This is a genomic window from Streptomyces ardesiacus (assembly GCF_003112575.1).
Taxonomy (GTDB): domain Bacteria; phylum Actinomycetota; class Actinomycetes; order Streptomycetales; family Streptomycetaceae; genus Streptomyces; species Streptomyces ardesiacus.
On record NZ_BEWC01000002.1, the window covers coordinates 647432 to 674200 of the forward strand.

The 26769-nt window shown below is 66.8% G+C and carries 24 protein-coding genes; 16 read left to right on the top strand and 8 right to left on the bottom strand.

Going from position 1 to position 26769, the window contains the following annotated elements; translation table 11 throughout:
* Window positions 1–155: 155 nt before the first annotated feature.
* The 5 genes from Sdi02f_RS10010 (at window position 156) to Sdi02f_RS10030 (ending at window position 5993) form a co-directional block, all read left to right on the top strand.
* Window positions 156–1772 (top strand): peptide ABC transporter substrate-binding protein, encoded by a 1617-nt coding sequence (locus Sdi02f_RS10010; RefSeq protein ID WP_030400770.1) that lies wholly within the window; start codon window positions 156–158, stop codon window positions 1770–1772.
* 134 nt (window positions 1773–1906) lie between these two features.
* Window positions 1907–2836 (top strand): ABC transporter permease, encoded by a 930-nt coding sequence (locus Sdi02f_RS10015; RefSeq protein ID WP_030400769.1) that lies wholly within the window; start codon window positions 1907–1909, stop codon window positions 2834–2836.
* Window positions 2829–3791, top strand: coding sequence for an ABC transporter permease (locus Sdi02f_RS10020; RefSeq protein ID WP_030400768.1), 963 nt, complete (start codon window positions 2829–2831; stop codon window positions 3789–3791). The genes Sdi02f_RS10015 and Sdi02f_RS10020 overlap by 8 nt, the downstream gene beginning before the upstream one ends.
* Window positions 3792–3802: 11 nt before the next feature.
* Window positions 3803–4852, top strand: coding sequence for an ABC transporter ATP-binding protein (locus Sdi02f_RS10025; protein WP_030400767.1), 1050 nt, complete (start codon window positions 3803–3805; stop codon window positions 4850–4852).
* A complete protein-coding gene (locus tag Sdi02f_RS10030; protein WP_030400766.1) occupies window positions 4845–5993 on the top strand; it encodes an ABC transporter ATP-binding protein in 1149 nt (382 codons plus the stop codon). Before Sdi02f_RS10025 ends, Sdi02f_RS10030 begins: the two co-directional genes overlap by 8 nt.
* Window positions 5994–6081: 88 nt before the next feature.
* Here the strand turns inward: Sdi02f_RS10030 and Sdi02f_RS10035 are convergent, their stop codons facing one another.
* Complete coding sequence (locus Sdi02f_RS10035; RefSeq protein WP_037824652.1) at window positions 6082–6504, bottom strand: YunG family protein; 423 nt, start codon at window positions 6502–6504, stop codon at window positions 6082–6084.
* Between the two features lie 169 nt (window positions 6505–6673).
* On the opposite strand from Sdi02f_RS10035, the gene Sdi02f_RS10040 reads away from it, so the two are divergent.
* The 3 genes from Sdi02f_RS10040 (at window position 6674) to Sdi02f_RS10050 (ending at window position 8789) form a co-directional block, all read left to right on the top strand.
* Window positions 6674–7255, top strand: a complete 582-nt coding sequence (locus Sdi02f_RS10040) for a TlpA family protein disulfide reductase (protein ID WP_108933111.1) — start codon at window positions 6674–6676, stop codon at window positions 7253–7255.
* The gene (locus Sdi02f_RS10045) at window positions 7252–7818 is read left to right on the top strand and encodes a TlpA family protein disulfide reductase (RefSeq protein ID WP_030400763.1); all 567 of its coding nucleotides are present in this window, start codon (window positions 7252–7254) and stop codon (window positions 7816–7818) included. Before Sdi02f_RS10040 ends, Sdi02f_RS10045 begins: the two co-directional genes overlap by 4 nt.
* A 128-nt stretch (window positions 7819–7946) precedes the next feature.
* Window positions 7947–8789: an AfsR/SARP family transcriptional regulator gene (locus tag Sdi02f_RS10050; RefSeq protein ID WP_108933112.1), complete on the top strand. Its 843-nt coding sequence runs from the start codon at window positions 7947–7949 to the stop codon at window positions 8787–8789.
* A gap of 18 nt (window positions 8790–8807) precedes the next feature.
* Here the strand turns inward: Sdi02f_RS10050 and Sdi02f_RS10055 are convergent, their stop codons facing one another.
* Complete coding sequence (locus Sdi02f_RS10055; RefSeq protein ID WP_078869384.1) at window positions 8808–10676, bottom strand: ABC transporter ATP-binding protein; 1869 nt, start codon at window positions 10674–10676, stop codon at window positions 8808–8810.
* 176 nt (window positions 10677–10852) lie between these two features.
* Between Sdi02f_RS10055 and Sdi02f_RS10060 the strand changes: the two genes are divergently transcribed.
* Window positions 10853–11332, top strand: coding sequence for a S26 family signal peptidase (locus Sdi02f_RS10060; protein WP_158716714.1), 480 nt, complete (start codon window positions 10853–10855; stop codon window positions 11330–11332).
* A 16-nt stretch (window positions 11333–11348) separates the two neighbouring features.
* Window positions 11349–11885, top strand: a complete 537-nt coding sequence (locus Sdi02f_RS10065; protein WP_051783319.1) for a MauE/DoxX family redox-associated membrane protein — start codon at window positions 11349–11351, stop codon at window positions 11883–11885.
* Between the two features lie 183 nt (window positions 11886–12068).
* On the opposite strand, the gene Sdi02f_RS10070 is transcribed toward Sdi02f_RS10065, so the two are convergent.
* The 5 genes from Sdi02f_RS10070 to Sdi02f_RS35595 form a co-directional block, all read right to left on the bottom strand.
* On the bottom strand, window positions 12069–15191 hold the full coding sequence (locus Sdi02f_RS10070) for an AfsR/SARP family transcriptional regulator (protein ID WP_108933113.1): 3123 nt from the start codon (window positions 15189–15191) through the stop codon (window positions 12069–12071).
* 129 nt (window positions 15192–15320) lie between these two features.
* Window positions 15321–16538 (bottom strand): hypothetical protein, encoded by a 1218-nt coding sequence (locus tag Sdi02f_RS35585; protein WP_159107642.1) that lies wholly within the window; start codon window positions 16536–16538, stop codon window positions 15321–15323.
* Window positions 16535–17650: a HesA/MoeB/ThiF family protein gene (locus Sdi02f_RS36345; RefSeq protein ID WP_324610087.1), complete on the bottom strand. Its 1116-nt coding sequence runs from the start codon at window positions 17648–17650 to the stop codon at window positions 16535–16537. The genes Sdi02f_RS35585 and Sdi02f_RS36345 overlap by 4 nt, the downstream gene beginning before the upstream one ends.
* Before the next feature lie 21 nt (window positions 17651–17671).
* Entirely contained in the window at window positions 17672–17824 is a 153-nt protein-coding gene (locus Sdi02f_RS35590; RefSeq protein WP_159107643.1) for a hypothetical protein, read from the bottom strand.
* A 102-nt stretch (window positions 17825–17926) separates the two neighbouring features.
* Entirely contained in the window at window positions 17927–18139 is a 213-nt protein-coding gene (locus tag Sdi02f_RS35595; protein WP_158716712.1) for a hypothetical protein, read from the bottom strand.
* Window positions 18140–18520: 381 nt separating this feature from the next.
* Here Sdi02f_RS35595 and Sdi02f_RS10085 point away from each other — a divergent pair, with 381 nt between their 5' ends.
* From Sdi02f_RS10085 to Sdi02f_RS10105, 5 genes are read left to right on the top strand one after another with little or no spacing between them, the layout of a single operon-like run.
* On the top strand, window positions 18521–20152 hold the full coding sequence (locus tag Sdi02f_RS10085) for a peptide ABC transporter substrate-binding protein (RefSeq protein ID WP_030400755.1): 1632 nt from the start codon (window positions 18521–18523) through the stop codon (window positions 20150–20152).
* A 13-nt stretch (window positions 20153–20165) separates the two neighbouring features.
* Complete coding sequence (locus Sdi02f_RS10090; protein WP_030400754.1) at window positions 20166–21089, top strand: ABC transporter permease; 924 nt, start codon at window positions 20166–20168, stop codon at window positions 21087–21089.
* Complete coding sequence (locus Sdi02f_RS10095) at window positions 21082–22062, top strand: ABC transporter permease (RefSeq protein WP_030400753.1); 981 nt, start codon at window positions 21082–21084, stop codon at window positions 22060–22062. The genes Sdi02f_RS10090 and Sdi02f_RS10095 overlap by 8 nt, the downstream gene beginning before the upstream one ends.
* Before the next feature lie 8 nt (window positions 22063–22070).
* Window positions 22071–23054 (top strand): ABC transporter ATP-binding protein, encoded by a 984-nt coding sequence (locus tag Sdi02f_RS10100; protein WP_030400752.1) that lies wholly within the window; start codon window positions 22071–22073, stop codon window positions 23052–23054.
* Window positions 23047–24183, top strand: coding sequence for an ABC transporter ATP-binding protein (locus Sdi02f_RS10105; protein WP_053639196.1), 1137 nt, complete (start codon window positions 23047–23049; stop codon window positions 24181–24183). Before Sdi02f_RS10100 ends, Sdi02f_RS10105 begins: the two co-directional genes overlap by 8 nt.
* 58 nt (window positions 24184–24241) lie before the next feature.
* Here Sdi02f_RS10105 and Sdi02f_RS10110 read toward each other — a convergent pair whose 3' ends face one another.
* Window positions 24242–26365, bottom strand: coding sequence for a S9 family peptidase (locus tag Sdi02f_RS10110; RefSeq protein ID WP_108933115.1), 2124 nt, complete (start codon window positions 26363–26365; stop codon window positions 24242–24244).
* A 185-nt stretch (window positions 26366–26550) separates the two neighbouring features.
* Here Sdi02f_RS10110 and Sdi02f_RS10115 point away from each other — a divergent pair, with 185 nt between their 5' ends.
* Window positions 26551–26745 carry a hypothetical protein gene (locus tag Sdi02f_RS10115; protein ID WP_030400749.1) on the top strand — a complete coding sequence of 65 codons (195 nt, stop codon included), beginning with the start codon at window positions 26551–26553 and terminating at the stop codon, window positions 26743–26745.
* Window positions 26746–26769: the final 24 nt, after the last annotated feature.

Here is a 26769-nt window from a genome sequence, read left to right on the forward strand (position 1 = left end):
CGCGTAGAGCTCGGACGAACGGGTCACGCGCTGACGGCGCCGACTTACGAGCGTGGGGGCACCTGACGATCTCCGGCACCGACGACGGGCGGTGGGCGGTGAGATGACATGTGCTCCTCTTTGCGGTGAACCAATGGACTCATGAGGAGGAACCCATGCGCGGTGCCAAGAGCGCCAAGTGGGTCGCGGGTGCGATAGTCGTCGCGCTGGCTGCTACTGCCTGTGGTGGCAGCGACGGTGACAGCGAGGGGAAGAGCAAGGGATCCGGTCCTGCCGGGTACGTCTCGATCGACGTCGGCGAGCCGCAGAAGCCGCTCATCCCGGCCGACACCAACGAGTCCAACGGCTCGTACGTCATCCAGTCCCTGTTCACGCAGCTTCTGGACTTCGATGGCAAGGGCGAGATCGTCTACACGAACGCCGAGTCGGTCACCACCCAGGACTCGAAGACGTGGACGGTCAAGCTCAAGAAGGGCTGGAAGTTCCACAACGGCGAAGACGTCACCTCCAAGTCGTACATCGACGCCTGGAACTGGTACGCCAACATCAAGAACAACCAGCAGAACTCCTTCTGGTTCCAGGACATCAAGGGCTACGACGACGTCCACCCGGAGAAGGGCGACCCCAAGGCCGAGGCCATGTCCGGCCTGAAGGCCGTGGACGACCACACCTTCACCATCGATCTGAAGTACAAGATGCCGTACTTCAACTACAAGCTGGGCTACGCGACGTGGGCCCCGCTGCCCAAGGTCTTCTACGACGACCCGAAGGCGTTCGGCCAGAAGCCCGTCGGCAATGGTCCCTACAAGTTCGAGAAGTGGGACCACAAGAAGCTCATCCAGGTCAAGGCCTGGGACGAGTACCAGGGCCCGAACAAGGCGAAGAACAAGGGCGTCCAGTTCAAGGCCTACACGACGCTCGAGGCCGCCTACAAGGACGTCGTCTCCGGCAACCTGGACATGATCCGCCAGGTCGGCCCGACGGACCTGCCGAAGTACAAGCAGGACCTGGGCGACGGCGCCATCGAGCAGCCGTACGCGGCCATCCAGACGCTGACCCCCGCGTTCTACTCCAAGACCTTCAAGGACATCGACCCGAAGGTCCTCCAGGGTCTGTCGATGGCGATCGACCGCGACACGATCACCAAGACGGTCCTGAACAACACCCGCACGCCGGCCAAGGGCTTCACTCCGCCCGGCGTCAAGGGCTACCAGGACCTGGACACCGACGTGTTCACGTACGACCCGGCCAAGGCCAAGAAGCTCATCAAGGAGGGTGGCGGCGTTCCGGGCAACAAGTTCACCATCCAGTACAACACCGACGGTGGGCACAAGGAGTGGGTGACCGCGGTCTGCGAGTCCATCCGCAACGCCACCGGCGTCAACTGCGTCGGCGACCCCAAGCCGGACTTCGCCACGGACCTCGAGGCCCGTGACAACGACCAGGTGAAGGGCATGTACCGCGGTGGCTGGGTCGCCGACTACCCGGTGAACGCCAACTTCATGAAGGAGCTCTACCACACCACCGCCGAGGCCAACAACGGTCGCTTCTCCAACAAGGAGATCGACAACCTGATGAACAAGGCCGACCAGGCCAACTCCCTCGACGAGTCGGTGAAGGCCTTCCAGGACGTCGAGAAGAAGCTGGTCGAGCACATGCCGGCGATCCCGCTCTGGTACTACCGGATCAACGGCGGCCACGGCAAGAACGTCGACAACGTGAACGTCGACTTCCACGGTGACCTCGAAGTGTGGGCCGTCACCACCAAGTAAGAGGAGCCTCAGGGCTCTTCCCACTCGGCCGTAAGTCCGCCGCTGCCCTCGGGCAGCGGTGGGAGGTGTGTGGGGCCGTCCTCGTCATCCAGAGGCGGCCCCCTCGCCTGCGTTAACCCCTCACGGAGGCACCTATGGGGCGCTATGTCGCACGACGACTGCTCCAGATGATCCCGGTCTTCATCGGGTCAACCTTGATCATCTTTTGTATGATGTACGCCCTGCCCGGCGACCCCGTCCGGGCGATGATGGGGGATCAGGCGTACGACCCGTCCGTGGTTGCGAGCATCAAGAAGGACCTCGGTCTGGACCAGCCGCTGCTGCAGCAGTACGTGCACTACATGACCGGACTGCTCCACGGTGACTTCGGCACCCAGATCGCCAGTCAGAGGCCCATCAGCGATGTCATCGCCGACGCCTTCCCGGTGACGATCCGGCTGACCGTCTTCGCTTTCACCTTCGTCACGCTCGTGGGCATCGGCCTCGGCGTCATCGCGGGCCTGCGCCCCGACACGCTGCGGGACCGAGGACTGCTGACGCTGACACTGGTCCTGGTCTCGATGCCGTCCTTCGTGCTGGGCTTCCTGCTGCAGTACCTGCTCGCGTTCAAGTGGTCGGTCACCACGCCGACCGTGACCGACTCGACGAACTTCAGCCAGCTCGCGCTTCCCGCCATCGTGCTGGGGTCGCTGTCGCTCGCCTATGTCGCCCGACTGACCCGTACGTCGATCGCGGAGAACCTCCGTTCCGACTACATGCGCACCGCCATCGCCAAGGGACTGCCGCGTCGCCGAGTCATCGGCGTCCACCTGCTGCGCAACTCGCTGATCCCCGTGGTCACCTTCCTCGGCATCGAGCTCGGCAGCCTGATGACCGGCGCCATCGTGACCGAGGGCATCTTCAACGTGCGGGGTATCGGTGTCGAGATCTACGAGGCGCTCACCCGGCGTGAGGGCGCCACGGTCGTGGGCATCGCCTCGCTGATGGTGCTCATCTACCTCGCTGCCAGCTTGATCGTCGACCTGCTTTACGCGGTCCTGGACCCGAGGATCCGGTATGCCTGACAAGACCATCGCGGCAAAGGTCGACGCCCTGCCCGGCGACACCGCGAGCACCGCGGGCGTCGTCGTGACCGACTCCGGCCCGGCTCCCGAGAAGGCACGCAGTCTGTGGTCCGACGCCTGGCACGACCTGCGTCGCAATCCGCTGTTCCTGGTCTCGGCCGTGCTCATCGTGTTCCTGCTGGTGATGGCGATCTGGCCGGGCCTGTTCACCGGCACCTCGCCGACCCACGCCGACCTGGCCAAGCACTACCTGGGCAAGCCGAACTGGGGACACGTCTTCGCCGGGGACTGGCTCGGTTACGACGTCCAGGGCCGCTCGATCTACGCCCGTGTCGTCTACGGTGCCCGCGCATCGATCACCGTCGGTGTGGGTGTGACCGTCGCCGTCACCGTCATCGGCACGATCATCGGCATGGTCGCCGGCTACTTCGGCGGGTGGACCGACACCCTGCTTTCGCGAGTGACCGACATCTTCCTCGGCATCCCGTTCCTGCTCGGCGCCCTGGTGATCCTCAACTCCTTCGACGACCGCACCGTCTGGGTCGTCATCATGGCCCTCGCCTTCCTCGGCTGGACCCAGATCGCCCGTGTCGCCCGCGGTGCCGTGATCACCATCAAGCAGTCGGACTACGTGGTGGCCGCCAAGGCGCTCGGTGCCTCGACGTCCCGGATCATGTTCCGGCACATCCTGCCCAACGCGGTCGCGCCGATCATCGTCGTGGCGACCATCGCGCTCGGCGGCTACATCGCGGCCGAAGCCACCCTGTCCTTCCTGGGCGTGGGGCTCGGCGACTCGGCCGTGTCCTGGGGCGGCGACGTGGCGCGCGGACGGGAGCAGCTGCGTATCGCCCCCCACACCCTGATCATTCCGTCGGTGATGGTCTCGATCACGGTGCTTTCGTTCCTGATGTTCGGCGATGCAGTACGCAACGCCCTCGACCCCAAGCTGCGCTGAGGGAGGCGTACGTGACCATCATCGATGAAACGGCCGAGAGCCCCGGGCCGCAGGAAACGGGCCGTCCACTGCTGGAGGTCCGCGACCTGCACGTGGAGTTCAGCACCCGCGACGGTGTCGCCAAGGCCGTCAACGGCGTCAACTACTCCGTCGCTGCGGGCGAGACGCTCGCCGTGCTCGGCGAATCCGGCTCCGGCAAGTCCGTCACCGCGCAGGCGATCATGGGCATCCTCGACATGCCGCCCGGCCGCATCCCCAAGGGAGAGATTTTCTTCCGCGGGCAGGACATGCTGAAGATGTCCGGTGAGGAGCGTCGGAAGATCCGCGGCAACCGGATCGCGATGATCTTCCAGGACGCCCTGTCCTCGCTGAACCCGGTGCTCTCCGTGGGCTACCAGCTCGGTGAGATGTTCCGCGTCCACCAGGGCATGTCCAAGAAGGATGCCAAGGCCAAGTCGATCGAGCTGATGGACCGGGTGAAGATCCCGGCCGCCGCGGCCCGGGTCAACGACTACCCGCACCAGTTCTCGGGCGGTATGCGCCAGCGCATCATGATCGCGATGGCGCTCGCCCTGGAGCCGGACCTGATCATCGCCGACGAGCCCACCACGGCCCTCGACGTGACCGTCCAGGCCCAGGTCATGGACCTGCTCGCGGAGCTCCAGCGTGAGTACCACATGGGTCTGATCCTGATCACCCACGACCTCGGCGTCGTTGCCGACGTCGCGGACAAGATCGCGGTGATGTACGCGGGGCGGATCGTGGAGACCGCGCCCGTGCACGAGTTGTACAAGCGGCCCGCGCACCCCTACACCAAGGGGCTGCTCGACTCGATCCCGCGCCTGGACCAGAAGGGCCAGGAGCTGTACGCGATCAAGGGGTTGCCGCCCAACCTGACGCGCATTCCGTCGGGCTGCGCCTTCAACCCGCGGTGTCCGCAGGCACAGGACGTCTGCCGTACGGACATCCCGCTGCTGTTCCCCGTCACCGAGCGGGACGGCGGCGAGCTGGTCGGCCGCGGCAGCGCGTGCCACTTCTGGAAGGAGACGATCCATGGCTGAGCTGAAGAAGACGGACGAGTCCATGGACGCCACCCCCAACGTCACCGAGGTCCAGACGGTCGACGCCGCGACGGAGGAGGAAGCGGTGGCGGCGGTCGAGGCGCCCGTCGACCGCGGTGAGCCGATCCTCCAGGTGCGCAACCTGGTGAAGCACTTCCCGCTGACCTCAGGCATCCTGTTCAAGCGTCAGGTCGGTGCGGTCAAGGCCGTCGACGGGATCTCCTTCGACCTCTACCAGGGCGAGACGCTCGGCATCGTGGGCGAGTCCGGCTGCGGCAAGTCCACGGTCGCCAAGCTCCTGATGCTGCTGGAGAAGGCGACCGCGGGCGAGGTCTTCTACAAGGGCCAGGACATCACCAAGCTGTCCGGCCGTGCGCTGAAGGCGGTCCGGCGGAACATCCAGATGGTGTTCCAGGACCCGTACACCTCGCTCAACCCCCGTATGACGGTGGGCGACATCATCGGGGAGACCTTCGAGATCCACCCGGAGGTGGCGCCGAAGGGCGACCGGCGCCGCAAGGTCCAGGAGCTCCTGGACGTGGTCGGTCTCAACCCCGAGTACATCAACCGCTACCCGCACCAGTTCTCGGGCGGTCAGCGCCAGCGCATCGGCATCGCCCGCGGCCTGGCCCTCAACCCCGAGATCATCATCTGCGACGAACCGGTCTCCGCCCTGGACGTGTCCGTCCAGGCGCAGGTCATCAACCTGATGGGGAAGCTGCAGGACGAGTTCAACCTGTCCTACCTCTTCATCGCGCACGACCTGTCGATCGTCCGGCACATCTCGGACCGCGTGGGCGTGATGTACCTCGGCAAGATGGCCGAGATCGGCACGGACACGCAGATCTACGACCACCCGACGCACCCCTACACCCAGGCGCTGCTGTCGGCTGTCCCGGTCCCCGACCCGGACTCCCGCGACGGCCGTGAGCGGATCATCCTCACCGGCGACGTGCCGTCCCCGGCCAATCCCCCCTCGGGCTGCCGCTTCCGCACGCGTTGCTGGAAGGCTCAGGACAAGTGCGCCCAAGAGGTCCCGCTGCTGGCGGTGCCCGAGCGCTTCAAGGCCGCGAACACTCCCGCGGCGCACGAAACGGCCTGCCATTTCGCCGAGGAGAAGAACGTCGTCCACGCGGCCTGACCGCACAGGACGGCGCGAGCCGGTTCCGGGTACCCCGCGAGGGTACTGGGAGCCGGCTCTTCCGGTTTCGGCTCCTGGCCGCACTGGTTCAGGCCGGGCGACGAGGAGCGGCGGCGGAGGCCGACGACCGCTGCCGGCCGAGCTTGTCCAGCACGCGGCCGCGCAGGAGCTCGTACTCCTCGCGGAGCCTTCGTATCTCGGGCGGGCGGGGGACGACGACGCCTCCTACGACGTGCTCCTGAGGCCCGAACTGCTCGCGGGTGAGATCGATCTCGACGCCCATGCCCAAGCGGTTCCACCAGTGGTAGTCCACCCGCTCTCCGTCGACGTGGACCTCTCCCCGGATCAGCTCGCCTCCCAGCAGGTCGTTGAGCACCATGGCGGTCACGCCGCACTGGTCCCTGGCCGGGTTGTCCCGGGTCCAGCGCGACCGGTACTCGGGAGTGCACGTCTCGGCACTCCAACTGCTGCGGACGGCTTGCTCGATGTCGGTGAGAAGCAGCGTTGTCATGCCGGTGATCCTGCCAGGGGGCACTGACACAGGGCCTCGGGCCCTGAGAAGGGCGGAAAAGCTCCGGAAAGGTAATGGACAGGCATCCGGTCGACGATGGGGCCCGGCCCTGACCGAGCCGAGTACCTGCGACGACCACCACGCCGTTCATGGCTGAGAGGAACGTGCCATGATTGTTCCTATACTCATAATATCGATCGTTGTTTCATGTTTCAGTGCCTTCCTGGCGCTGAGCGTGGCGCTCCGTGTGAAGAAGACGCTCGATCCCCTCATCGAGGAGGGGGTGTTCAAACAGCGGTCCGACGCCGAGGAGTCCATGGACGTGCCCCTGGGCACAGTGCTGCCGACGGTCGGGGACATCGTGGACCACGAGGGGCGGACCGTCGTCGTGCCCGCCCGGGAGGACGGACCGTGGGTTCTCACCTTCCAGTCGACCGAGTGCGCAGAGTGCAAGACGCAGCTTCCCGTGTACCGCGCGTTCCTGGAGGAGCACCGGATCCCTCGGGAACGGGTCCTCTCGGTGGTCTCCGGAGCGAGGCAGAAGCTTGACGCCTACGTGTCCGGCGTCGGGGACCTGGCCACCATCGTTCACTCCGACGACGCGAAGTCACTCGCCGAGAGCATCGGCGTGCGGGCCTGGCCCACGTACCTGATCATTTCGCCCGAGGGCACGGTCATCTACTCGACTGACTACGCCGGGGCGCTCCCCGAGCTGGACCTGACGCCCGCGACCGGCGAGGTGACGGTGTGATCGCGCTGGCACTGGCGGGTCTCGTCGTGGCGTGCTGCGGATGCGCCGTGGCGCTGGCGCTGGCTCTGCGGGTGAAGCAGATCACCTCCGGGGTGGAGGTCCGTGCTCCCCGCGGCACGGACGTGGAGATCGGTGCGGCCGTTCCCGGCTTCCACGGTCTGACGGACCTCGACGGCCTTCCGTGGGAGAGGCCGCCGGCCGGGGGAGAACCATGGCTCTTGGCGTTCCTCTCGCCGGAGTGCCCCGGATGCAGTGAGCAGCTTCCCCGTTACATCCGCCATCTGCGGCATCACGGCATTCCCGCGGAGCGAGCTGTTTCGGTGATGGTCGGAGACGAGGTGAACCGCGACTCGTTGTCGACGGACTTGTTGCGATCAACCCAGGTCGTCCGAGCTTCTGCGACTTCCGCCCTGGTCATGGGCCTGAACATCTCGTCGTGGCCGACGTATCTCATTGTGGACGGTGAGGGAAAGGTCGCCTACGCGACACAGAGTGTGTCCCGGCTGGTCCATATCGATCCGCGTCTGCCCGAACACGCCGTGGCCACGCTCGCCATTCCGTGAGAAAACGGCGCCCGGAAGGAGCGCGTGCAGGGGTGTGGACCCGCCCCGCCCATTCCGGGGGCGGGGCGGACCCACACCCCTGCACGCGTGGTGCCGTGGGCCCGCCGTGCAGCGGCCATGCATCCACCATGCACACCACGGACAAGAATGAACCCGCCTCCACTTCTCAGGAAACGGCGGGTACTTCAATGAGAATCCAGTTGCTCGGCTGCGTGGAAGTCCGCACAAGCGACGACGAATTGGTCGAAATGCCGGAAGGCGCCCGTCGTCTGCTGGCATCCCTCTCCTGGAACCCGAACGACATGGTGTCGGACGACATCATGATCGACCGCATATGGGACTCCGTCCTGCCGCAGAGCCCGCGGCAGACGCTCTATACACACGCCGCCAGACTCCGCAAGGCGCTTCGTGAGGCCGGCGACGGAGACACCTCCATCACCGTCGACCGCAGGCGCGGGGGATACCTGCTGTCCTGCGACGAGTCCGCCATCGACCTGTTCCGCTTCCGTCAGGCGTCCCAGCGCGCGAAGAGTCACGGCCGGGCCGGCGAGGCGGACGAGGCGCTGGCGTTCTTCGACGAGGCCCTGCTGCTGTGGCGCGGTACACCCCTCTCCGGATTGCGTTCCCGTTGGGCGACGTCCGTACGGGCCGCGCTCGCCCACGAGTACCGTGCGGCGCTCACGGGCCTTGTCAACGTGGGCCTGAGCAAGGAGACGTACGACGATTACCTGTCCGTTCTGCACAGGTTCTGCGCCGACCATCCCCTGGACGAGGGGATCGCCGGACTGCTGATGATCACGTTGCACCGGAGCGGGCGCCAGGAGGAGGCGCTCAACTGCTTCCGGACGATACGTCAGCAGATGATCGACAGGCTGGGGGACGAGCCGGGCCACGAGCTCCGGACCCTGCACGCCCAGATACTGAAGCGCGAGCCGGTCCTCCTGACCTCACATGTCGCTCAGGTGCGCTGAAGCGCCGAGGAAAGCACATCACCGGACGGGGCTCTGGTAGCTCGCTGCCTGCGTGGTGAAGAGACGGGCGTACACGCCGGTCGTGGACATGAGGTCCTCATGACTGCCCCGCTCGGTGATGCGCCCGTTCACAAGAACCACGATGTGGTCGGCTTCCCTGACGGCACCCAGTCGATGTGAGATCAGCAGACTCGTACGTCCCTTGCGGTATATCGCCAGCGACTGATGGATCTCGTTCTCGGCTTCCGGGTCGAGGCCGGACGAAGGTTCGTCGAGTATCAGGAAATCCCTGTCGTCCCTCAGCAGAGCACGTGCCAGGGCCAGGCGCTGCCACTGGCCGCCCGAAAGCACAACCCCGGTCTCGGCGTTGTTCTTGTCCAGTTCGCTGAAGAACATGCGGGACAGGAGGGTTTCGTAGCCGTGCGGGAGGGACTGCAGTTTCTCGTGTGCTCCGGCACGGACGGCGGCGTGACGGACCTTGGACGTATCGGCCATCGCTGTCAGGTCACCCAGGCCGATGTTCTCCCGCACCGTCAGGTCGTATTCCATGTAGTCCTGGAACACCGCGCCCATCCGCGCCCGGAGCTGCTCCGGATCCATGGTGCGGATGTCCACGCCGTCCCAGAGGACCTGACCACGGGTCGGGTCGTAGAAGCGGCAGAGCAGTTTGATCAGGGTGCTCTTCCCTGCCCCATTGAGCCCCACGAGTGCCGTGGTCTGTCCGGCCCTGATCTCGAAGCTGACGCCGCGCAGTACCCAGTCCTGGTCCTCCCCGTAGCGGAACCACACATCACGGAGCTCGATCGACTCCGTCAGCGCGGGCACGGCCTTCGGCCTGGGCGGGACCCGCAGATCGGCCTCGGACTCCAGGACGTACAGCAGGTGCTGGAACATCAGCATGATCTCGTGCACGGTCGCGGCCCGGGCCGCGAACTCCGTCAGAGAGCCCTGGACGGAGGAGATGGCCGAGATCAGCATCGTCACGTCGCCGATGGAGATGTGCCCCTGATACGCGGCCCAGACCGCCCAGACCAGCCCCGCCCCGGAGACGATCGAGGCGGTCAGGCCGAGGCTCACCTGGATCCGCAGCGTCCTGCGGTCCACCAGGTCCTTGGCGGCGTTGATACTGCGCCGGTCGGCCAGCATGCGTTCCCGGAAGTACGGTCCCAGACCGAAGAGACGGATCTCCTTCGCGGCCTCGACGCTGGACAGGAGCTGATCGAAGAAGAACTCCCGGCGTTCGCTCGGGCTCACTTCCCACACAAGGCTGACACGAGAGGCGGCGAGCGAAAGCTCGGCGATGAGGACGGCGGAGCCGAACAGCAGCACGAAGAGGGCGAGCACAGGAGCCACGCTCAGCAATGACCCCATGAATCCGAAGACCGTCAGGAGTGCGCGTGTCATCCCCAGAAGGCTCTCAAGCAGCCCGACGGCCCCACCGCTGCCGGCCTGCTTGGCGAGCCGCAGCCGGTCCAGGAAGGCCGGGTCCTCGAAACGTGCCAAACCCGTCATGCGTTCCATGGCGCGGAACACGTCGGCCTGCGACTTCAACCCGACCGCCCTCGCGAGACGGGCGCTGGCGAAGGTGCTGAAGTGAGGCAGCACCCCCGTCAGAACTCCCGAGGCCACCATTCCGCCTGCCGGCAGGACGAGGGAGGACATCGGGCTTCCCGAGGTGATGTGGTCCACAAGCCCCTTCGTGGACCACGCCATCGCCACCGGCACGATCCCGGCGGTCAGAGCTCCCGCCATGTACAACGTGGTCAGCCATGGTGCTGTGCCGAAGACCAGGACCAGCGCCTTCTTCGCCGTCGCGGCCGTTCCATTCAGTTTGATCAGCCCGTCCGGGCCACGATTTCGCAAGACCTTGCGCCCTTCCACGACCATGGGCAGTGCGCAAGCACTCTGGCGCAGGGGCATCTCGCAAATCGCTCTGTGATCTGTCTGAGGACACGGGGGCCGTGACCGCGACAGATCGCCGAAAGGTCGAAGACGGCACAGGGGGAGAGGCTGGGCCGGAGCGGCCATTCCGGTGGCTCCCCCTCGCAGCCGAAGGGCAAGCCGTGCTGAAGGACCTCCCAGCCGTGGCGACGACCGTCGCGCTCGTCGCCGCCGTGACCGTCTGTGCCGCGGTGGTTCTTGTGGTGGTGCTCCGCCGCACCTTCGTGGTCGTCACCGTGACCGGGCTGAGCATGCTGCCGACCTATCGGCCGGGGGACCGTGTCATAGTCCGGCGCGGGCGCGTGCCGGCCAACGGTGGGGAAGTGGTCGTCGAGATGCCGCGCATCGAGGACCGGACGTGGCGGTCCGCGGCTGCGGGACTGGGAGCGCCGGGGGCCGACGTGACCCGGCGTTCGTGGCTGATCAAGCGGGTCGCGGGGGTTCCGGGAGACGTCTGCTCCCCTCTTAGCGGCGAGTCGGTGGAAGTTCCCCCGGGGCATCTCTTCCTGCTGGGTGACAACGCCGACCTGAGCTTCGACTCCCGGCAGATGGGGCCGTTCCGGAGCGATCGCGTCCTTGGCTCCGTGTGGTTCCGGCTTTAGAAATCTCGGAGGAGAAATGAGCTTCCTGCTCATCTTTTGCAAGCTCTCGCTGGCCGCCATGTTCGTCTGCTCGTCCGTCACCAAGCTGCGTGACATGGACGCCTTGAGACGGCACATCGGGACGACGGCCCGGCTGCCGCTGCTTTCTCCCCGGTTCCTGGCCTGGTCGACCGTGGTGGCCGAGGTGGTGGCAGCTCTCGGGCTCGTGCTGACCGAGCGTTTCGGCTTCGTGGCCGCCGCCGGAGTGCTGGCCGGTTTCACCGCCTACCTTGTGCACGTCCTGCGGTCGGGCCGTTCGATCTCCTGTGGATGCACCGGTGCTTCGGGTGCGGATGTCTCGGGGATCCATCTGGTCCGGAACGGAATCGCGCTGGCCCTGTGCCTCGCCGGTCTGGTGGTGCCACACGTCCCCCTGCAGGGGCACCTGGTGGAGTACGCGGTGATGGCAGGACCGTCCTTCATCGTCGGCGGCGGGCTGCTGTACCTGGCTGAACTCCGGGAACTGCTGTCCTTGGGCTTCGCCGACCCCGGCGTGCGTGGCCAGAGGCCCTGACCCCTGTCGCCTCGTTGGGGCGCCTGGGCGGCCCACCCTGCCGACCCTCTCCGCCGGCGGGACCGAGCCGGCCTGCGAGGCCACCCGGCGGACGGAGGCCTGCTCGGCCCAGTCGATCACCTGATGCACGGCGCCCCGGCTTGCCCCAGGGCCGCATGACCGGCGCCTCCCGTCGCGCCGGGGTCAGGCGTCCCGGGGCAGGCTGTCCATGAGACGTGAGATTCGTCGGGCGAGTATGCCGCCCTTGGACGCGCCGGTGAGTCGTGCCGCGTCGCTCACGGCCGACCTCGCACCGGCGAAGTCCCCGATCGCGCACCTGGCCTCGGCTTCCGACAACCGCAGCCGAGCGGAGAGGAAGGGGGCTCCTCGTTCCACGAGGAATCCGGCTTCTCGGATGTGCTGAAGCGTGGCACCGGGGTTGCCCCGCGCCAGTTCCCAGTCGGCCCTTTCCAGCAGGAGAGTGGCCCGGCTGATGGTCTCACGGGTACGGTCCACTATCTTCCCGGCGGACACGAGGTTCGTCTCGGCCTCGTCCAGACGTTCGCGTGTTCTGGCGGCCGCCGCGAGACCGAGCAGACAGGCGACTTGGCAGTTCTCGTTCTGAACGGCCTCTGCCTTCTTCAGAGCGTCTCTGAAGTATGTCTCGGCCATGGACGTGTCTCCGGCGTCGAGGTGTACCAGGCCGAGTGTTTCGAGGGTTATCGCCCTAGCGTATTCGGAGTCCACGACATCGGCGACTTCCAGAGCCTCCGACAGAACGTTCTCCGCCTCCTCGAAAAGCCCCATCCTCTGGCGGACCAGCCCCTGATTGACCAGGATGATCGAGCGGAAATGCTGATTCTCGCGAGCGAGTGGAAGCGCTTTGGACAGGGCTGTCTCGGCTTCGTCGAGTTCACCGAGAGCCAGGTGCGCGGACGCAGTGTTGTTCAGTGCCGCCACTTGGTCGGAGACGCGGCCGTTGACCATGAACAGCGCGGTTGCCTGTTTGTAGTGGAGGAGCGCCTTCCGCGGATCCCCCTGCTGCTTCGTGGCCACTCCCATGCCCTGCAGCGCCACCGCCTCGCCCTGCATCCAGTCCACCTTCCGCGCGAGCTCCCGGGCCTGGGAGTACTCGACGAACGAGCGTTCCAGATCGGTGGCCCGCCAGTAAGCCGAACCCAGCGTCAGGCCCATGCATGCCGCGCCGAGGACGTCGTCATTACGGAGGGCGGAATCACGGGCCAGGCTCGCTATCCTTATGACCTCGGTCATGGGGCGGCGTAGCTGTAGCAGATCGTGTAGCGAGGAAATGATCTGCCATGTGGGGTATTCCTTGTCCGACTGTGCCGCGTGGCTCACGACGGCGGCTATGTGTGGCCATTCCTTGTCGAACCAGGAGATTGCTTCTGCTCGGTGCTCGAAGGCTGGCGGTACCGACCCGGCCGTCGCCGGGGGCAGATCGACTCGTGAGGCTCCGAAGCCACAGGACACGGAGGCGTTGCAGGAGCCGTGAAGATAGTGGTCCAAAACCCTGTGCGAGGCTGCCAGGATCTGCTCACCGCCATCGACTTCCTCGCACAGTTCCGTTGCGAACTCGCGGACCAGATCGTGCCAGGTGTAAACCCTGTCGGTGCACTCCTGTATCAAGTGGAGACGGCTCGCCTCCATGAGTCCTTTCTCGACTTCACGTTCGTCCGCGCATGCTCCTGCCGCGAGTGCGGCCAATGAGATTTTCGATCCCGGAAACACTCCGATGGTTCGGAAAATGGCCTGGCTTTCCGACTGGAGTGTCCTGTAGGACAGATCCAAGGCGTGCCGGATCGCCAGGTCGTTGTCGCCGGCCACTCGCAGCTGGACGAGGCGGCCCTGGCGCTCCAGATCGCTGACGTAGCGGGCCACGGACATGGTGGGGCGCTGGTTGATGGCGGACGCGGCGATCGCTACCGCAAGCGGGAGCCTCTCGCACATCGAGATGAGTCGGCCGACCGCCTCCGGCTCGGCGGCCACACGCTCTTCTCCGACGACGCGTCGAAGATAGGCATGGCAGTCGGCATCCCGCATGGTGCCGCATCGGACCTGATGGGCACCGAACATGACGCTCAGGCCGTTCATCTGGTCGCGGCTCGTCAGCAGGACCAGGACCTCGTCGCCGGCCGGCAGCAGATCCCTTACCTGCGACGTGCTCGAGGCGTTGTCCAGGAGCAGGATGAGCTTGCGATCCGCACAGAGCGTGCGCAAGAGGGCAGATTGCGCGATCGCTGACGTCGGGATCTCGTCCGGCTCACAGCCGAGGGCCTGAAGGAGGATGGGGAGAGATTCATCGGTTCCCATCGGAGCAGAGCGGTCGAATCCGCGGAGGTCGAGAAATATCTGACCGTCGGGGAACTCGTGTGCGATGCTCCTGGCCCAGGCAATGGCCAGGGTCGTCTTCCCGGCTCCGGCTTCACCCGATATCACTATCAGGCGCTCGCCCTGCCTGAACGCAGCCTGAAGCGCCCCGACTTCCTCGGCGCGTCCACTGAAGTGGTGGGTGACGTGCGGCAGTTGACGTGGGACAACGTCTTTGCGCGCGCGGGCATCGGCGTCTTCTGTGCTTCCGGAGAGCAACGCAGTGTGCAACGCGGACAGTTCGCTGGACGGTTCTATTCCCAGTTCCTCCACGAGACGTCGGCGCAGGAGACGGAAGACCTCCAGGCCGTCCACCGTCCGCCCGACGTTGTGCAGCGCCTTCATGAGGAGGGCATGAGGCTTCTCGCGCAGAGGAAATTCGGTGGTGAGGCGAGTCAACTCCGGGATGGCAAGCTCGGATTGACCGCAGAAGATCCATGCTTCCATCTGTGTCTCCGCCGCCGACGAGTAGAGCTCGTACAACTGGTGGAGGTCGGGACGGGACCGCAGGTCCGGCAGGGGGTCGCCCCGCCACAGCTTGATCGCCGCGTCGAGTGTGTGCTGTGCCTTCTCCCATTCCCCCTGGGTGGAGGCGGCGATTCCCTCTCGGGCGATCCGGGTGAACTCGATGTAGTCCACCGACGTATCCGGTATCTTGAAAAGATATCCGCTGTCCGCGGTGCGCAGTATTTCCGTGGCATGCGGCCCTATCGCCTGTCGGATCTCCGCGACGAGTGAGCGTAGCCGGGCTGCGGCGCTCGCCGGCGGATGGTCGCCCCACACCATCCGGGACAGATGGGCTTGGGACACCGCACGGTTCGCGTTGAAGATCAGCGCTGAGCAAACCGCGCGTTGAAGGCGAGCCATTGGTACGGCTTCGCCGTCGATGACGAACTCGAAGGGCCCCAGGAGACGGGCCCGTAGAACCGGGGGGCGCATCCTGACAGTGTAGTGAGCGCCCGACCGCCACCTTGGTGGTGCGTCCACGGCCGGAGGTGCCCGTGTGCCCGTCGCGTGCGGCGTGCCCCGGCCGAGGGCGGCCCGGAGGCACGTCAGGATGAAAGTGGTTCAGTGGCCGCAGGTGCGAAGGAAGCGGCTCATACGCCGTAGAGTGGGTCCGTGCCGCCTCCACCACAGGAATCCCCACAACGACTGCATGCACGCCAGTACGGCGATAGTCGCCATACTGTCCATCATGACGAGAGGATTTCCGCCCACAGCCCCCTCCGCTGCCCGGAAAAACAGCGGTACGCTTACGGAAAGCAGGACGTGGGCACCTGCCGAAATGCACAGGACGGAACCGATCGCGCAGACAATCGCATAGATCCTGACAGATCTGCGCTCAGTGGTCCCCAGTGATCTGCTCGGGTCGACGAGGTTTTTGTGCCGAAGTACATGCTTTCGCGCCAGATGGGTGAGGTACTTCGTCGAGTCGAAGTACAGGTTCCGGCATCGGGACAGATCCTGTATGACGAAGTACAGATCAGTCCGCATGAATACAAGCAGTTGATTGAAGATCGACAGCATCAGCAGGACCGCGGCTATTCGGAACACCGGGACCGAAGGTTCGAACCCCACCCCGATACCGATCAGGCAGAGCCCGTAGATCATGCCGTCCGAAGCCATGCCCGCCAGATATACAGTCAGTCGTTCCCGTCTTCCGCGGAGCCATATTCCAGTGACTTCTGTCTGTACGACAAGGAATTGTAGCCGTGTTCCCAGATATACCCTTCCTGGCACGTCGAATGCCCGGGCGGTAGCCAAATGGGAGAGTTCGTGCAGAGATATCAGAACGGACGAGACGAGAATCTGTAGGGCGATGTTCAGGGTTCCATAAGGGGACCACAGGAGATCAGGGGCGGAGGGCACGTCGCCGCCCGACAGGAATATCGCCAAAAAGCCGAAGAAAGGTGTGAGAAGCGCCAGGAATTGCAGAGCCGGGTTGAGTACGAACTGCACATGGTGCGGTTTGACCCAGGGTAGGGAAGCAGGCAGTCGGCTGGCAGTCGGTATTTCTACGTCCGAGATTTCCGAGACGAATCCGATGTCTACCATTCGGGTGACGAAGTCCGAGATGTCGAGACGCTTTCCGGTGGCCCTGAAAAGCTCGTGCCTGGTTTCTTCGACAGTCCTGCCCGACTGAAGGAGGCGCAGTGCGTCCGCGCCGGCCTCGGGCAGGCATATGACACGTCGAACCGCCTGGACCCCAACGATCCACTCATCCCCTTCCCGGCGGAATTCAAGCGGATGGAAACGCACCCGTCTTGCATCCGCGCCAGTGGTCACGAGCCGCACACCGTGCAGTCGGGGCGAGAAGGATGGCGGACGTAGACAAGATGGTCGGGCGCTATCAGGTTCACGCCTCGCACGAACCCTGGGGCCTGCCGCGTGGTCCCGGTGACGATGCCGATGATCTCGTTGGCGAGGAGGGCTCCCGCGAGGGCCGCGGAGGGGGACATGACGCCGCTGTTCCCCAGGGGAGGGTGCCACTCGTCCTTGAGTTTCGCGGACTCACCCGCACCGAGACACTCGTAGCAGGGCCCCCCGGGACCGAACACTCCCACTGTGGACAGGGGGCCGCTGTAACCTGCGCACACCCACCGGGTGCCGCTCTCGGCGCACGTCGCGTTGACCATCCTGGTGATGGCATCATTCTTCGGCTCGTCGGCACACAACGCCAAGATGTCACAGTCGCCGACGACTTCTCTGATTTTTTCGGGTGAGTCCACCCGCTCGGGAGAGTAAGTGAAAGTGCCGGCGGAATTGACGTGCGCCAGGCGTCGCGCTGCCGTTTTCGCTTTGGGGGTGCCCAGGTCTCGTTCGTCGAACAGGACCTGGCGAGTGAGGTTCGACTCCTCGACCGTGTCGGGATCGATCAGGTGCAGATTCCCGACGCCGGCGGCGGCCAGTGCCCATGCAGCATGGCAACCGACGCCGCCCACGCCCAGAACCGCGATGCGGGAATCCATGAGGGCACACTGAGCTGTCGCCTCGTGAGCTCCTGGTCGCAGATCTATGTGACGGAAGTACGCGAGGTTCCGCATGTAACGCTTCATCTCGTGCGGTGATCTTCGACGGAAGGCATGTCCGTCCCCGGAACGCCCCGCTGCATCCTCGACGTACCCTGATTCGCACAGAAGGGAAATTACAGTGTCCGCTCCCGTGGGCCCGAGGTCAGGATATTTGGAGGAGAGCGAATCCCTTATGGCCTCGATGGGGGTGGATCCGTTCATCTGCGTGAGAGCTTCCCACGCCCATCCCCGCGGGTCCCGGATCTGAGCCGCCACGCCGTATACGCCACCGCCGATATGTATCGATCCGTCGTCGAATCGGTGCGGTGTGTGCTCGGGCTTGACCCGAGGCAGACGCATCGGAGGCTTCATCCGGCCGGCTCCCATCCTGTAACTTCCCGAAACCCTCTAGCGCGCCACAGCCTTGCTGTCGATGGTTTCGATCGCGTCGAGAAGGCGTATTTCGATCACCTGCTCTTCGCCTTCCTTGGTGTCGATGACCTGCTCGTCGTAGGTTTGCTCGTCCATGTTCACGGTCTGCTCCGTTTCCAGCTGGTTCATGAAATGAAGAGGGGCCGAGGAGATATCCTTCCGCGGCCCCTTTCCGATGACTCGACCTGTGAGAGTGCCTCGGTTGGGCAGAGACAGCTCACGGGTGTCCGGCTAGATTCCGCCGCAGCGCTTCCCGCCCACCACGCCGAGCGCGCAGTTGGGGTACGGCACGGCCGGGTCGCAGTAGTAGGAACAGGTGGGCGAGTACTGGCACCTGATGCGGAAGGCGCCCTGGCACTTGTAGCACGGGTCGGGCGCACAGGCCGCTGCCGCACTGGTCTGGGGCAGAACAGCCCCGGCCAGCTTCTCCAGAAGTCCTCGCACGGTAAAAACCCCTCTCGTAACCGTCGGGTCCGCAAGTGAAGGCGTTCGTTCGATTGAATCCGCCTTCCTGCGCAGCCAGTTAAGATCTCGGGCCTGTCTGATCTATTTCTGCTGTCTTTCCCACCAGGAAGCGCCACGGTCGAGATCCGTTTCCGCACGCTGTTGTCCGGCCGTTGCTGAAGCGGACCGTGTACCGCGGAAAGCCGAGCCACAGCTCCGTGAGGGCTGTCCGACGGCCTGCCACTGCTCATGTACCTCGCGCACCCGTCCGGAGGACACCCGCAACCCGTATGGACCGGACGGGTGTGCGCCACCGAGTGGACCCGCTGACGCTGGACCGGAACGGACCAGCGGACGAGGCAGGGCACGAGGAGGCACTCCATGCGCGGAGTCACGCACGCCACATGGGCCGCTTGCGCGGCGGCGGTGGTCCTCGCGGCGACGGGCTGCGGCGGTGGGGGCGGGGACGGCGGCAGCGGGGGGAGCGGCGGAGTACTCAGCTCCTCCTGGGGAGACCCGCAGAACCCGCTGGAGCCGGCCAACACCAACGAGGTGCAGGGCGGCAAGGTCCTCGACATGATCTTCCGGGGGCTGAAGAAGTACGACCCGGAGACCGGCGAGGCCAAGAACATGCTCGCCGAGAAGATCGACACCTCCGACTCGCAGAACTTCACCGTCACCGTCAAGGACGGCTGGACCTTCAGCAACGGCGAGAAGGTGACGGCCCAGTCCTTCGTGGACGCCTGGAACTACGGCGCCAGCCTGAAGAACAACCAGCGCAACGCCTACTTCTTCGCGTACATCGACGGCTACGACAAGGTGCACCCGGACAGCGGCTCGCAGAGCTCCGACACGCTCTCCGGGCTGAAGGTGACCGGCCCGCGCACCTTCACCATCAAGCTCAACCAGAAGTTCTCCAGCTTCCCCGACACCCTCGGCTACAACGCCTTCGCACCGCTGCCCAAGGCGTTCTTCGACGACCACGCCGGCTGGCTGAAGAAGCCGGTCGGCAACGGCCCGTACGAGGTCGACAACTACACCCGCGGCTCCCAGATGTCCCTGCGCAAGTGGGACGGCTACCCCGGACCGGACAAGGCGCAGAACGGCGGTGTGGACCTCAAGGTCTACACGGACAACAACACCGCCTACACCGACCTGATCGCGGGCAACCTCGACCTCGTCGACGACGTCCCCGCCTCCCAGCTCAAGAACGTCAAGAACGACCTCGGCGACCGGTACATCAACACCCCCGCCGGCATCATCCAGACCCTGGCCTTCCCGTTCTACGACAACGACTGGAACAAGCCCGGCTCCGAGAAGGTCCGCACGGGCCTGTCCATGGCCATCGACCGCAAGCAGATCACCGACACGATCTTCCAGCAGACCCGCACCCCGGCCACCGACTGGACCTCGCCGGTCCTCGGCAAGGACGGCGGCTACAAGCCGGGTCTGTGCGGCAGTGCCTGCGACTACAACCCCGACGAGGCCAAGAAGCTGGTCAAGGAGGGCGGCGGGCTGCCCGGCGGCCAGGTCAAGATCACGTACAACGCCGACACCGGCTCCCACAAACAGTGGGTCGACGCGGTCTGCAACTCCATCAACAACGCCCTGGGCAACGACCGCGCCTGCGCCGGCAACCCGGTCGGCACCTTCGCCGACTTCCGCAACCAGATCACCGGCAAGAAGATGAGCGGCCCCTTCCGCGCCGGCTGGCAGATGGACTACCCCCTCATCCAGAACTTCCTCCAGCCGCTCTACTACACCAACGCCTCCTCCAACGACGGCAAGTGGTCCAACAAGCAGTTCGACGGGCTCGTCGACAAGGCCAACGGACAGTCCGACACCAGCCAGGCCGTCAAGACCTTCCAGCAGGCCGAGGAGGTCGTCCGCGACAACATGGCCGCCATCCCGCTCTGGTACCAGAACGGCAGCGCCGGCTACTCCGACCGGCTCTCCCACGTGAAGCTCAACCCGTTCAGCGTCCCGGTGTACAACGAGATCAAGGTCGGCTGAGGGGGCGGGCTCCATGGGACGCTACGTCGTCCGGCGGCTGCTCCAGATGATCCCGGTCTTCATCGGGGCCACGCTGCTGATCTTCCTGATGGTCAACGTGATGGGCGACCCCATCGCGGGACTGTGCGGCGACCGCGAGTGCGACCCCGCGACGGCGGCGCAACTGCGGCACGAGTTCGGCCTCGACCAGCCCGTGTGGCGGCAGTACGCCACCTACATGGGCAACGTCTTCACCGGCGACTTCGGCACCGCCTTCAACGGCCAGCCGGTCACCGAACTGATGGGCACGGCGTTCCCGGTCACCATCCGGCTGACCATCGTGGCGATCATCTTCGAGATCGTCGTGGGGATCGTCCTCGGCGTCGTCACCGGGCTGCGCCGCGGCCGCCCGGTCGACACCGGGGTGCTGCTCCTGACCCTCGTCGTCATCTCCGTCCCCACCTTCGTCACCGGCCTGCTGCTGCAACTGCTGCTCGGCGTCAAGTGGGGCTGGATCGACCCCGCCGTCTCCTCCGAGGCGCGCTTCGGCGAGCTGATCGTCCCCGGACTGGTCCTCGCCTCGGTGTCGCTGGCGTACGTCACCCGGCTGACCCGCACCTCCATCGCGGAGAACCGGCGCTCCGACTACGTCCGCACCGCCATCGCCAAGGGCCTGCCCCGGCACCGGGTCATCACCCGGCACCTGCTGCGCAACTCACTCATCCCCGTCGTCACCTTCATCGGCACCGACATCGGCGCCCTGATGGGCGGCGCCATCGTCACCGAGCGGATCTTCAACATCCACGGCGTCGGCTACCAGCTCTACCAGGGCATCCTGCGCCAGAACACCCAGACCGTCGTCGGCTTCGTCACCATCCTGGTCCTCGTCTTCCTCCTCGCCAACCTCGTCGTCGACCTCCTGTACGCCGTACTCGACCCGAGGATCCGCTATGCCTGAGCAGGAGCCCTACGAACCCGAACGCGCCATCGCCGGCACCGGCATGGGCGGCACGATGGACCTCGGCACCAGCGAGGCGGTCACGCTGGAGCAGCCGCCGGGACCGGACGGGGCGGACCCGCGCGAGAAACCGCGCAGCCTGTGGTCCGACGCCTGGCACGACCTGCGCCGCAACCCGGTCTTCATCATCTCGGCCCTGGTGATCCTCTTCCTGGTCGTCATCTCCCTCTGGCCCTCCCTGATCGCCTCCGGCAACCCCCTCAAGTGCGACCTGGCCAAGGCCCAGGAGGGCTCCCAGCCCGGTCACCCCTTCGGCTTCAACGGCCAGGGCTGCGACGTCTACACCCGTACCGTCTACGGCGCGCGCACCTCGGTCGCGGTCGGCATCCTCGCCACGCTCGGCGTCGCCGTCCTCGGCAGCGTCCTCGGCGGCCTCGCCGGGTTCTTCGGCGGCGGCGGGGACGCGGTCCTGTCCCGGATCACCGACATCTTCTTCGCGATCCCGGTCGTCCTGGGCGGACTCGTCCTGCTCTCCGTCATCACCAGCAACACCATCTGGCCCGTCATCGGCTTCATCGTCCTGCTCGGCTGGCCGCAGATCTCCCGCATCGCCCGCGGCTCCGTCATCACCGCCAAGCAGAACGACTACGTCCAGGCGGCACGGGCGCTGGGCGCCTCCAACTCCCGCCTCCTGCTGCGGCACATCGCCCCCAACGCCATCGCCCCCGTCATCGTCGTGGCGACCATCGCGCTCGGCACCTACATCTCCCTGGAGGCGACCCTGTCCTTCCTCGGCGTCGGCCTCAAGCCGCCCAGCGTCTCCTGGGGCATCGACATCTCCTCCGCCGCCCCCTACGTACGCAACGCCCCGCACGCCCTGCTCTGGCCCTCCGGAGCCCTCGCCCTCACCGTCCTCGCGTTCATCATGCTCGGCGACGCGGTGCGCGACGCCCTCGACCCGAAGCTGAGGTGAGCGACCGCATGCTGCTCGAAGTGCGCGACCTGCACGTGGAGTTCCACACCCGGGACGGTGTCGCCAAGGCCGTCAACGGCGTCAGCTACGGCGTGGACGCCGGCGAGACCCTCGCCGTCCTCGGCGAGTCCGGCTCCGGCAAGTCCGTCACCGCCCAGACGGTGATGGGCATCCTCGACGTCCCGCCGGGCCGGATCACCTCGGGGGAGATCCTCTTCGAGGGCCGGGACCTGCTGAAACTGAAGGAGGAGGAACGCCGGAAGGTCCGCGGCGCCGAGATGGCGATGATCTTCCAGGACGCGCTGTCGTCGCTCAACCCCGTCCTGACCGTCGGCGCCCAGCTCGCCGAGATGTTCACCGTGCACCGCGGCATGTCCCGCAAGGACGCCCAGGCCAAGGCCGTCGAGCTGATGGACCGTGTGCGCATCCCGGCCGCCCGGGAGCGGGTGAAGCAGTACCCGCACCAGTTCTCCGGCGGCATGCGCCAGCGCATCATGATCGCGATGGCGATGGCCCTGGAACCCAAGCTGATCATCGCCGACGAACCGACCACCGCCCTCGACGTCACCGTCCAGGCCCAGGTCATGGACCTGCTCGCGGAACTCCAGCGCGAGCTGAACATGGGCCTGATCCTCATCACCCACGACCTCGGCGTGGTCGCCGACGTCGCCGACAAGATCGCCGTCATGTACGCGGGGCGGATCGTGGAGACGGCGCCCGTCCACGACATCTACAAGGCCCCGGCCCACCCCTACACCCGCGGACTGCTGGACTCCATCCCCCGCCTCGACCAGAAGGGCCAGGAGCTCTACGCCATCAAGGGCCTGCCGCCCAACCTCACCCGCATCCCGCCCGGTTGCGCCTTCCACCCCCGCTGCCCGATGGCTCAGGACGTCTGCCGCACCGACGTGCCGCCGCTGTACGAGGTCACGGAGTCCGACGCCGAGCGGGGCAGCGCCTGCCACTTCTGGAGGGAGTGCCTGCATGGCTGAGCCGATCCTGGAGGTCCGGGGGCTGGTCAAGCACTACCCGCTGACCTCCGGCATCCTCTTCAAGAAGCAGGTCGGCGCGGTCAAGGCCGTCGACGGCGTGGACTTCGACCTGGCCCGCGGCGAAACCCTCGGCATCGTCGGCGAGTCCGGCTGCGGCAAGTCCACGGTCGCCAAGATGCTGGTCAACCTGGAGCGGCCGACGGCCGGCGAGATCCGCTACAAGGGCGAGGACATCACCCGCCTGTCGGGCCGCGCGCTGAAGACCGTACGGCGGAACATCCAGATGGTCTTCCAGGACCCCTACACCTCCCTCAACCCCCGCATGACGGTGGGCGACATCATCGGGGAGGCGTACGACATCCACCCGGAGGCGGCCCCGAAGGGCGACCGGCGGGGGCGGGTCCGGGACCTGCTGGACGTGGTCGGCCTGAACCCGGAGTACATCAACCGCTACCCGCACCAGTTCTCCGGCGGCCAGCGCCAGCGCATCGGCATCGCGCGGGGGCTGGCGCTGCGCCCGGAGATCATCGTCGCCGACGAGCCGGTCTCGGCCCTCGACGTCTCCGTGCAGGCCCAGGTGATCAACCTGATGGGCCGCCTCCAGAGCGAGTTCGACCTCTCCTACATCTTCATCGCCCACGACCTGTCGATCGTCCGGCACATCTCGGACCGGGTCGGCGTGATGTACCTGGGCCGCATCGTGGAGACCGGCCGCGACGCGGAGATCTACGACCACCCCACGCACCCCTACACCCAGGCGCTGCTGTCCGCCGTGCCGGTTCCCGACCCGGAGGCCCGGGAGCACCGCGAGCGGATCATCCTGGCCGGTGACGTGCCGTCCCCGACCAACATCCCCTCCGGGTGCCGCTTCCGCACCCGCTGCTGGAAGGCACGGGAGCGGTGCGCGCTGGAGGTGCCTGCCCTGGCCGTCCCCGCCGAGTTCCGCTCGGTCTCCGGACCCGCGGCCCACGACTCGGCCTGCCACTTCGCGGAGGAGATGCGGGTGGTGCCGCCGGAGGACGCCGGGCCGCCCGCGCCGCCCGCGCCCCCCGGTTCACGCGGCTCGCACGGTCCGCGGAGTGCGCGGGGGCCGCACGGCGCGCACCGGGAGGACGGCGGGGGCGCGTGACCGGGCGGGGGGCAGGGGCGGCGCGGCCGGGCGGGGGCAGGGGCGGCGTGGCCGGGTGCTACGCCGGTCCGGGCAACGACCGCTTGAGGAAGTCCACCTGGAGCAGCAGCAGGTTCTCGGCGACGGACTCCTGCGGGGTCATGTGCGTGACGCCGGACAGCGGCAGCACCTCGTGCGGACGGCCGGCCGCCAGCAGGGCCGAGGACAGGCGCAGCGAGTGGGCGACCACCACGTTGTCGTCCGCGAGACCGTGGACGACCATCATGGGCCGGTGCGGCTCGGCGGCGTCGACCAGTCCGGCGTCGTCGATCACCGAGTTGCGGCGGTAGACGTCGGGCTGCTCGCCGGGGTCGCCGAGGTAGCGCTCCTGGTAGTGGGTGTCGTAGAGCCGCAGGTCGGTGACGGGGGCGCCGACCACGGCGGCGTGGAAGACGTCCGGCCGGCGCAGCGCCGCGAGGGCGGCCAGGTAACCGCCGAAGCTCCACCCCCGCACGGCGACCCGGTTCAGGTCCAGCGGGAAGTCGGCCGCCAGGGCCTGCAGGGCGTCCACCTGGTCCTGGAGCACGACGGCGGCGACGTCGTCCTTGATGGACTTCTCCCAGGCGGGGGAGCGCCCGGGAGTGCCCCGCCCGTCGGCGACGACGACCGCGAACCCCTGGTCGGCGAACCACTGGGAGGTGAGGTGGGCGTTGTGCGCGGCCACGACGCGCTGGCCGTGCGGGCCACCGTAGGGGTCGAGGAGCACGGGGAGGGGGGTGTCACCGTGGTAGTCCGTTGGCATAAGCACGGCGCACGGGATGCGTCGTGCGCCCCCCTGGGTGAGCGTCACGCGCGGGGACAAACCGGGGTCTTCCGCATACGACCCGACGGTCGCCGCCGGCTTCCCGTCCCGCAGCACCCGGACCCGGGCCCCCGGCCGGTCGAGGGTGGCGGAGACGAGCACGGTCACGCCCCCCGCGCGCACCGCCGAGTGCACGCCGGGCTCCTGCGACAGGCGCTCCACGCCGAGTTCGTTCACCCGGTACACGTGCACCTCGCCGATCTCCGGCTCGGCCGCCTCCTCGCCCGCCGAGGCGGAGACCAGCACGTCGTCGGCGCCGACGTCCAGTACCGCCCGCAGATGCAACTGGGCTCCGGTCAGCGGGCGTTCACCGACCGCCAGGACCCGCGCGCCCCCCTCGTCGGCGATCCGCACGAGCTGTCCCGAGGGGCTCCAGCAGGGCACACCGGGGAAGAGTTCAAGCCAAGTTGGATCTTCGTCGGCGTGGACCATGCGGGTCGTCCCGGACTCGGTGTCCACCGCCAGGTAGAGCTGGCTGCGCTGGTCGCGCGCCTGTACGAGGAGCAGCGGCGCACCTGCCGCTGACCAGTGCACTCGCGCCAGGTACGGGTACCGCGCCCGGTCCCAGAAGACCTCCGTGCGCCCTCCGTCGAGACCGACGACGAACAGCCGTACGTCCGCGTTCGGGGTGCCGGCCGCCGGATACGGAACGTGTTGTGGATCACGTCCGGGGTGGGCCGGGTCGGAGATCCACCAGCGCTGCACCGGCGTGTCGTCCACGCGTGCCACCAGCAGCCGGTCCGACTCCGGGCTCCACCAGAAGCCGCGGCTGCGGGACATCTCCTCGGCCGCGACGAACTCGGCGAGCCCGTACGTGACGCCCTCCCCGTCCGCCTCGGCCAGCGCCCGGTCGCCCTCCCCCTCGGCGCCCACGACGCGCAGGGCGCCCCGGGCGACATAGGCGACGTGCCGGCCGTCGGGCGAGGGGCGGGGGTCGATCACCGGCCCGGCGGTGGGCAGTTCGCGTGCGGTGCCGGCGCGCAGCTCGGCCGCGAAGAGCCGCCTCGACAACGCGAAGGCGGCCAACTCGACCGCCGCGTCGGTGGCGTAGCCGACGATCCCGGCGCCGCCCTCGCGGCTGCGCTCACGCCGGGCCCGTTCCTCGGGCGACAGGCGTTCCAGGGCGCCGCCCAAGAGGGCGCGGGGGTCGGCGGCCACGCGCTCCCCGCCCGTCTCTACGTCGAGGACCCACAGCGAGTTGGCCCGGTCGGTACCCGTGCCGGAGCGCAGGAAGGCGACCCGGGAACCGTCGGGTGCCACGGTGAACGAACGCGGCGCGCCGAGCGTGAACCGCTGGGTGCGGGCGTGCCGTTTGGGGAAGGAGTCGGACTCGGTCGTCATGCCCTGACCATATTGGCCATGCGCCCCCTTGTGCGGCCGTGCGCCGAGAGATGCGCGCGCACGGATAGTTATGATCACTAGCGCATAGTGGGTATCAACCAGGTGCCCGCTGCGTGGATTTATCTGCCCCGAGCTTTGTCTGCGACCGACCCCCATGTCCCTGGGCCTATTGGAGGTGAGCCGCCGTGGCACTCTCGATTTCGGCGGTTGTGCTGCTGGCGATCATCGTCTTCCTGCTGGTCAGGAAATCGGGCCTGAAGGCGGGGCATGCGGTGGTCTGCATGCTCCTCGGCTTCTACCTGGCCTCGTCGACGATCGCCCCCACGATCAGCGAGCTGACGACCAACATCGCGGGGATGATCGGAAGCATCAAGTTCTGACGCCGGGCGCCGGCCCGGCTCCGC

Bases quoted from the DNA above. Each gene is read 5' to 3' on its own strand.
- Sdi02f_RS10035 (WP_037824652.1), bottom strand. From the start codon at position 6,504: ATGACAACGCTGCTTCTCACCGACATCGAGCAAGCCGTCCGCAGCAGT.
- Sdi02f_RS10100 (WP_030400752.1), top strand. From the start codon at position 22,071: ATGCTGCTCGAAGTGCGCGACCTGCACGTGGAGTTCCACACCCGGGAC.
- Sdi02f_RS10020 (WP_030400768.1), top strand. From the start codon at position 2,829: ATGCCTGACAAGACCATCGCGGCAAAGGTCGACGCCCTGCCCGGCGAC.
- Sdi02f_RS10070 (WP_108933113.1), bottom strand. From the start codon at position 15,191: ATGCGCCCCCCGGTTCTACGGGCCCGTCTCCTGGGGCCCTTCGAGTTC.
- Sdi02f_RS10110 (WP_108933115.1), bottom strand. From the start codon at position 26,365: ATGACGACCGAGTCCGACTCCTTCCCCAAACGGCACGCCCGCACCCAG.
- Sdi02f_RS10050 (WP_108933112.1), top strand. From the start codon at position 7,947: ATGCACACCACGGACAAGAATGAACCCGCCTCCACTTCTCAGGAAACG.
- Sdi02f_RS10030 (WP_030400766.1), top strand. From the start codon at position 4,845: ATGGCTGAGCTGAAGAAGACGGACGAGTCCATGGACGCCACCCCCAAC.
- Sdi02f_RS10105 (WP_053639196.1), top strand. From the start codon at position 23,047: ATGGCTGAGCCGATCCTGGAGGTCCGGGGGCTGGTCAAGCACTACCCG.
- Sdi02f_RS10040 (WP_108933111.1), top strand. From the start codon at position 6,674: ATGATTGTTCCTATACTCATAATATCGATCGTTGTTTCATGTTTCAGT.
- Sdi02f_RS10090 (WP_030400754.1), top strand. From the start codon at position 20,166: ATGGGACGCTACGTCGTCCGGCGGCTGCTCCAGATGATCCCGGTCTTC.
- Sdi02f_RS10085 (WP_030400755.1), top strand. From the start codon at position 18,521: ATGCGCGGAGTCACGCACGCCACATGGGCCGCTTGCGCGGCGGCGGTG.
- Sdi02f_RS10095 (WP_030400753.1), top strand. From the start codon at position 21,082: ATGCCTGAGCAGGAGCCCTACGAACCCGAACGCGCCATCGCCGGCACC.
- Sdi02f_RS36345 (WP_324610087.1), bottom strand. From the start codon at position 17,650: ATGGGAGCCGGCCGGATGAAGCCTCCGATGCGTCTGCCTCGGGTCAAG.
- Sdi02f_RS10015 (WP_030400769.1), top strand. From the start codon at position 1,907: ATGGGGCGCTATGTCGCACGACGACTGCTCCAGATGATCCCGGTCTTC.
- Sdi02f_RS10010 (WP_030400770.1), top strand. From the start codon at position 156: ATGCGCGGTGCCAAGAGCGCCAAGTGGGTCGCGGGTGCGATAGTCGTC.
- Sdi02f_RS35590 (WP_159107643.1), bottom strand. From the start codon at position 17,824: ATGAACCAGCTGGAAACGGAGCAGACCGTGAACATGGACGAGCAAACC.
- Sdi02f_RS10055 (WP_078869384.1), bottom strand. From the start codon at position 10,676: ATGGTCGTGGAAGGGCGCAAGGTCTTGCGAAATCGTGGCCCGGACGGG.
- Sdi02f_RS10065 (WP_051783319.1), top strand. From the start codon at position 11,349: ATGAGCTTCCTGCTCATCTTTTGCAAGCTCTCGCTGGCCGCCATGTTC.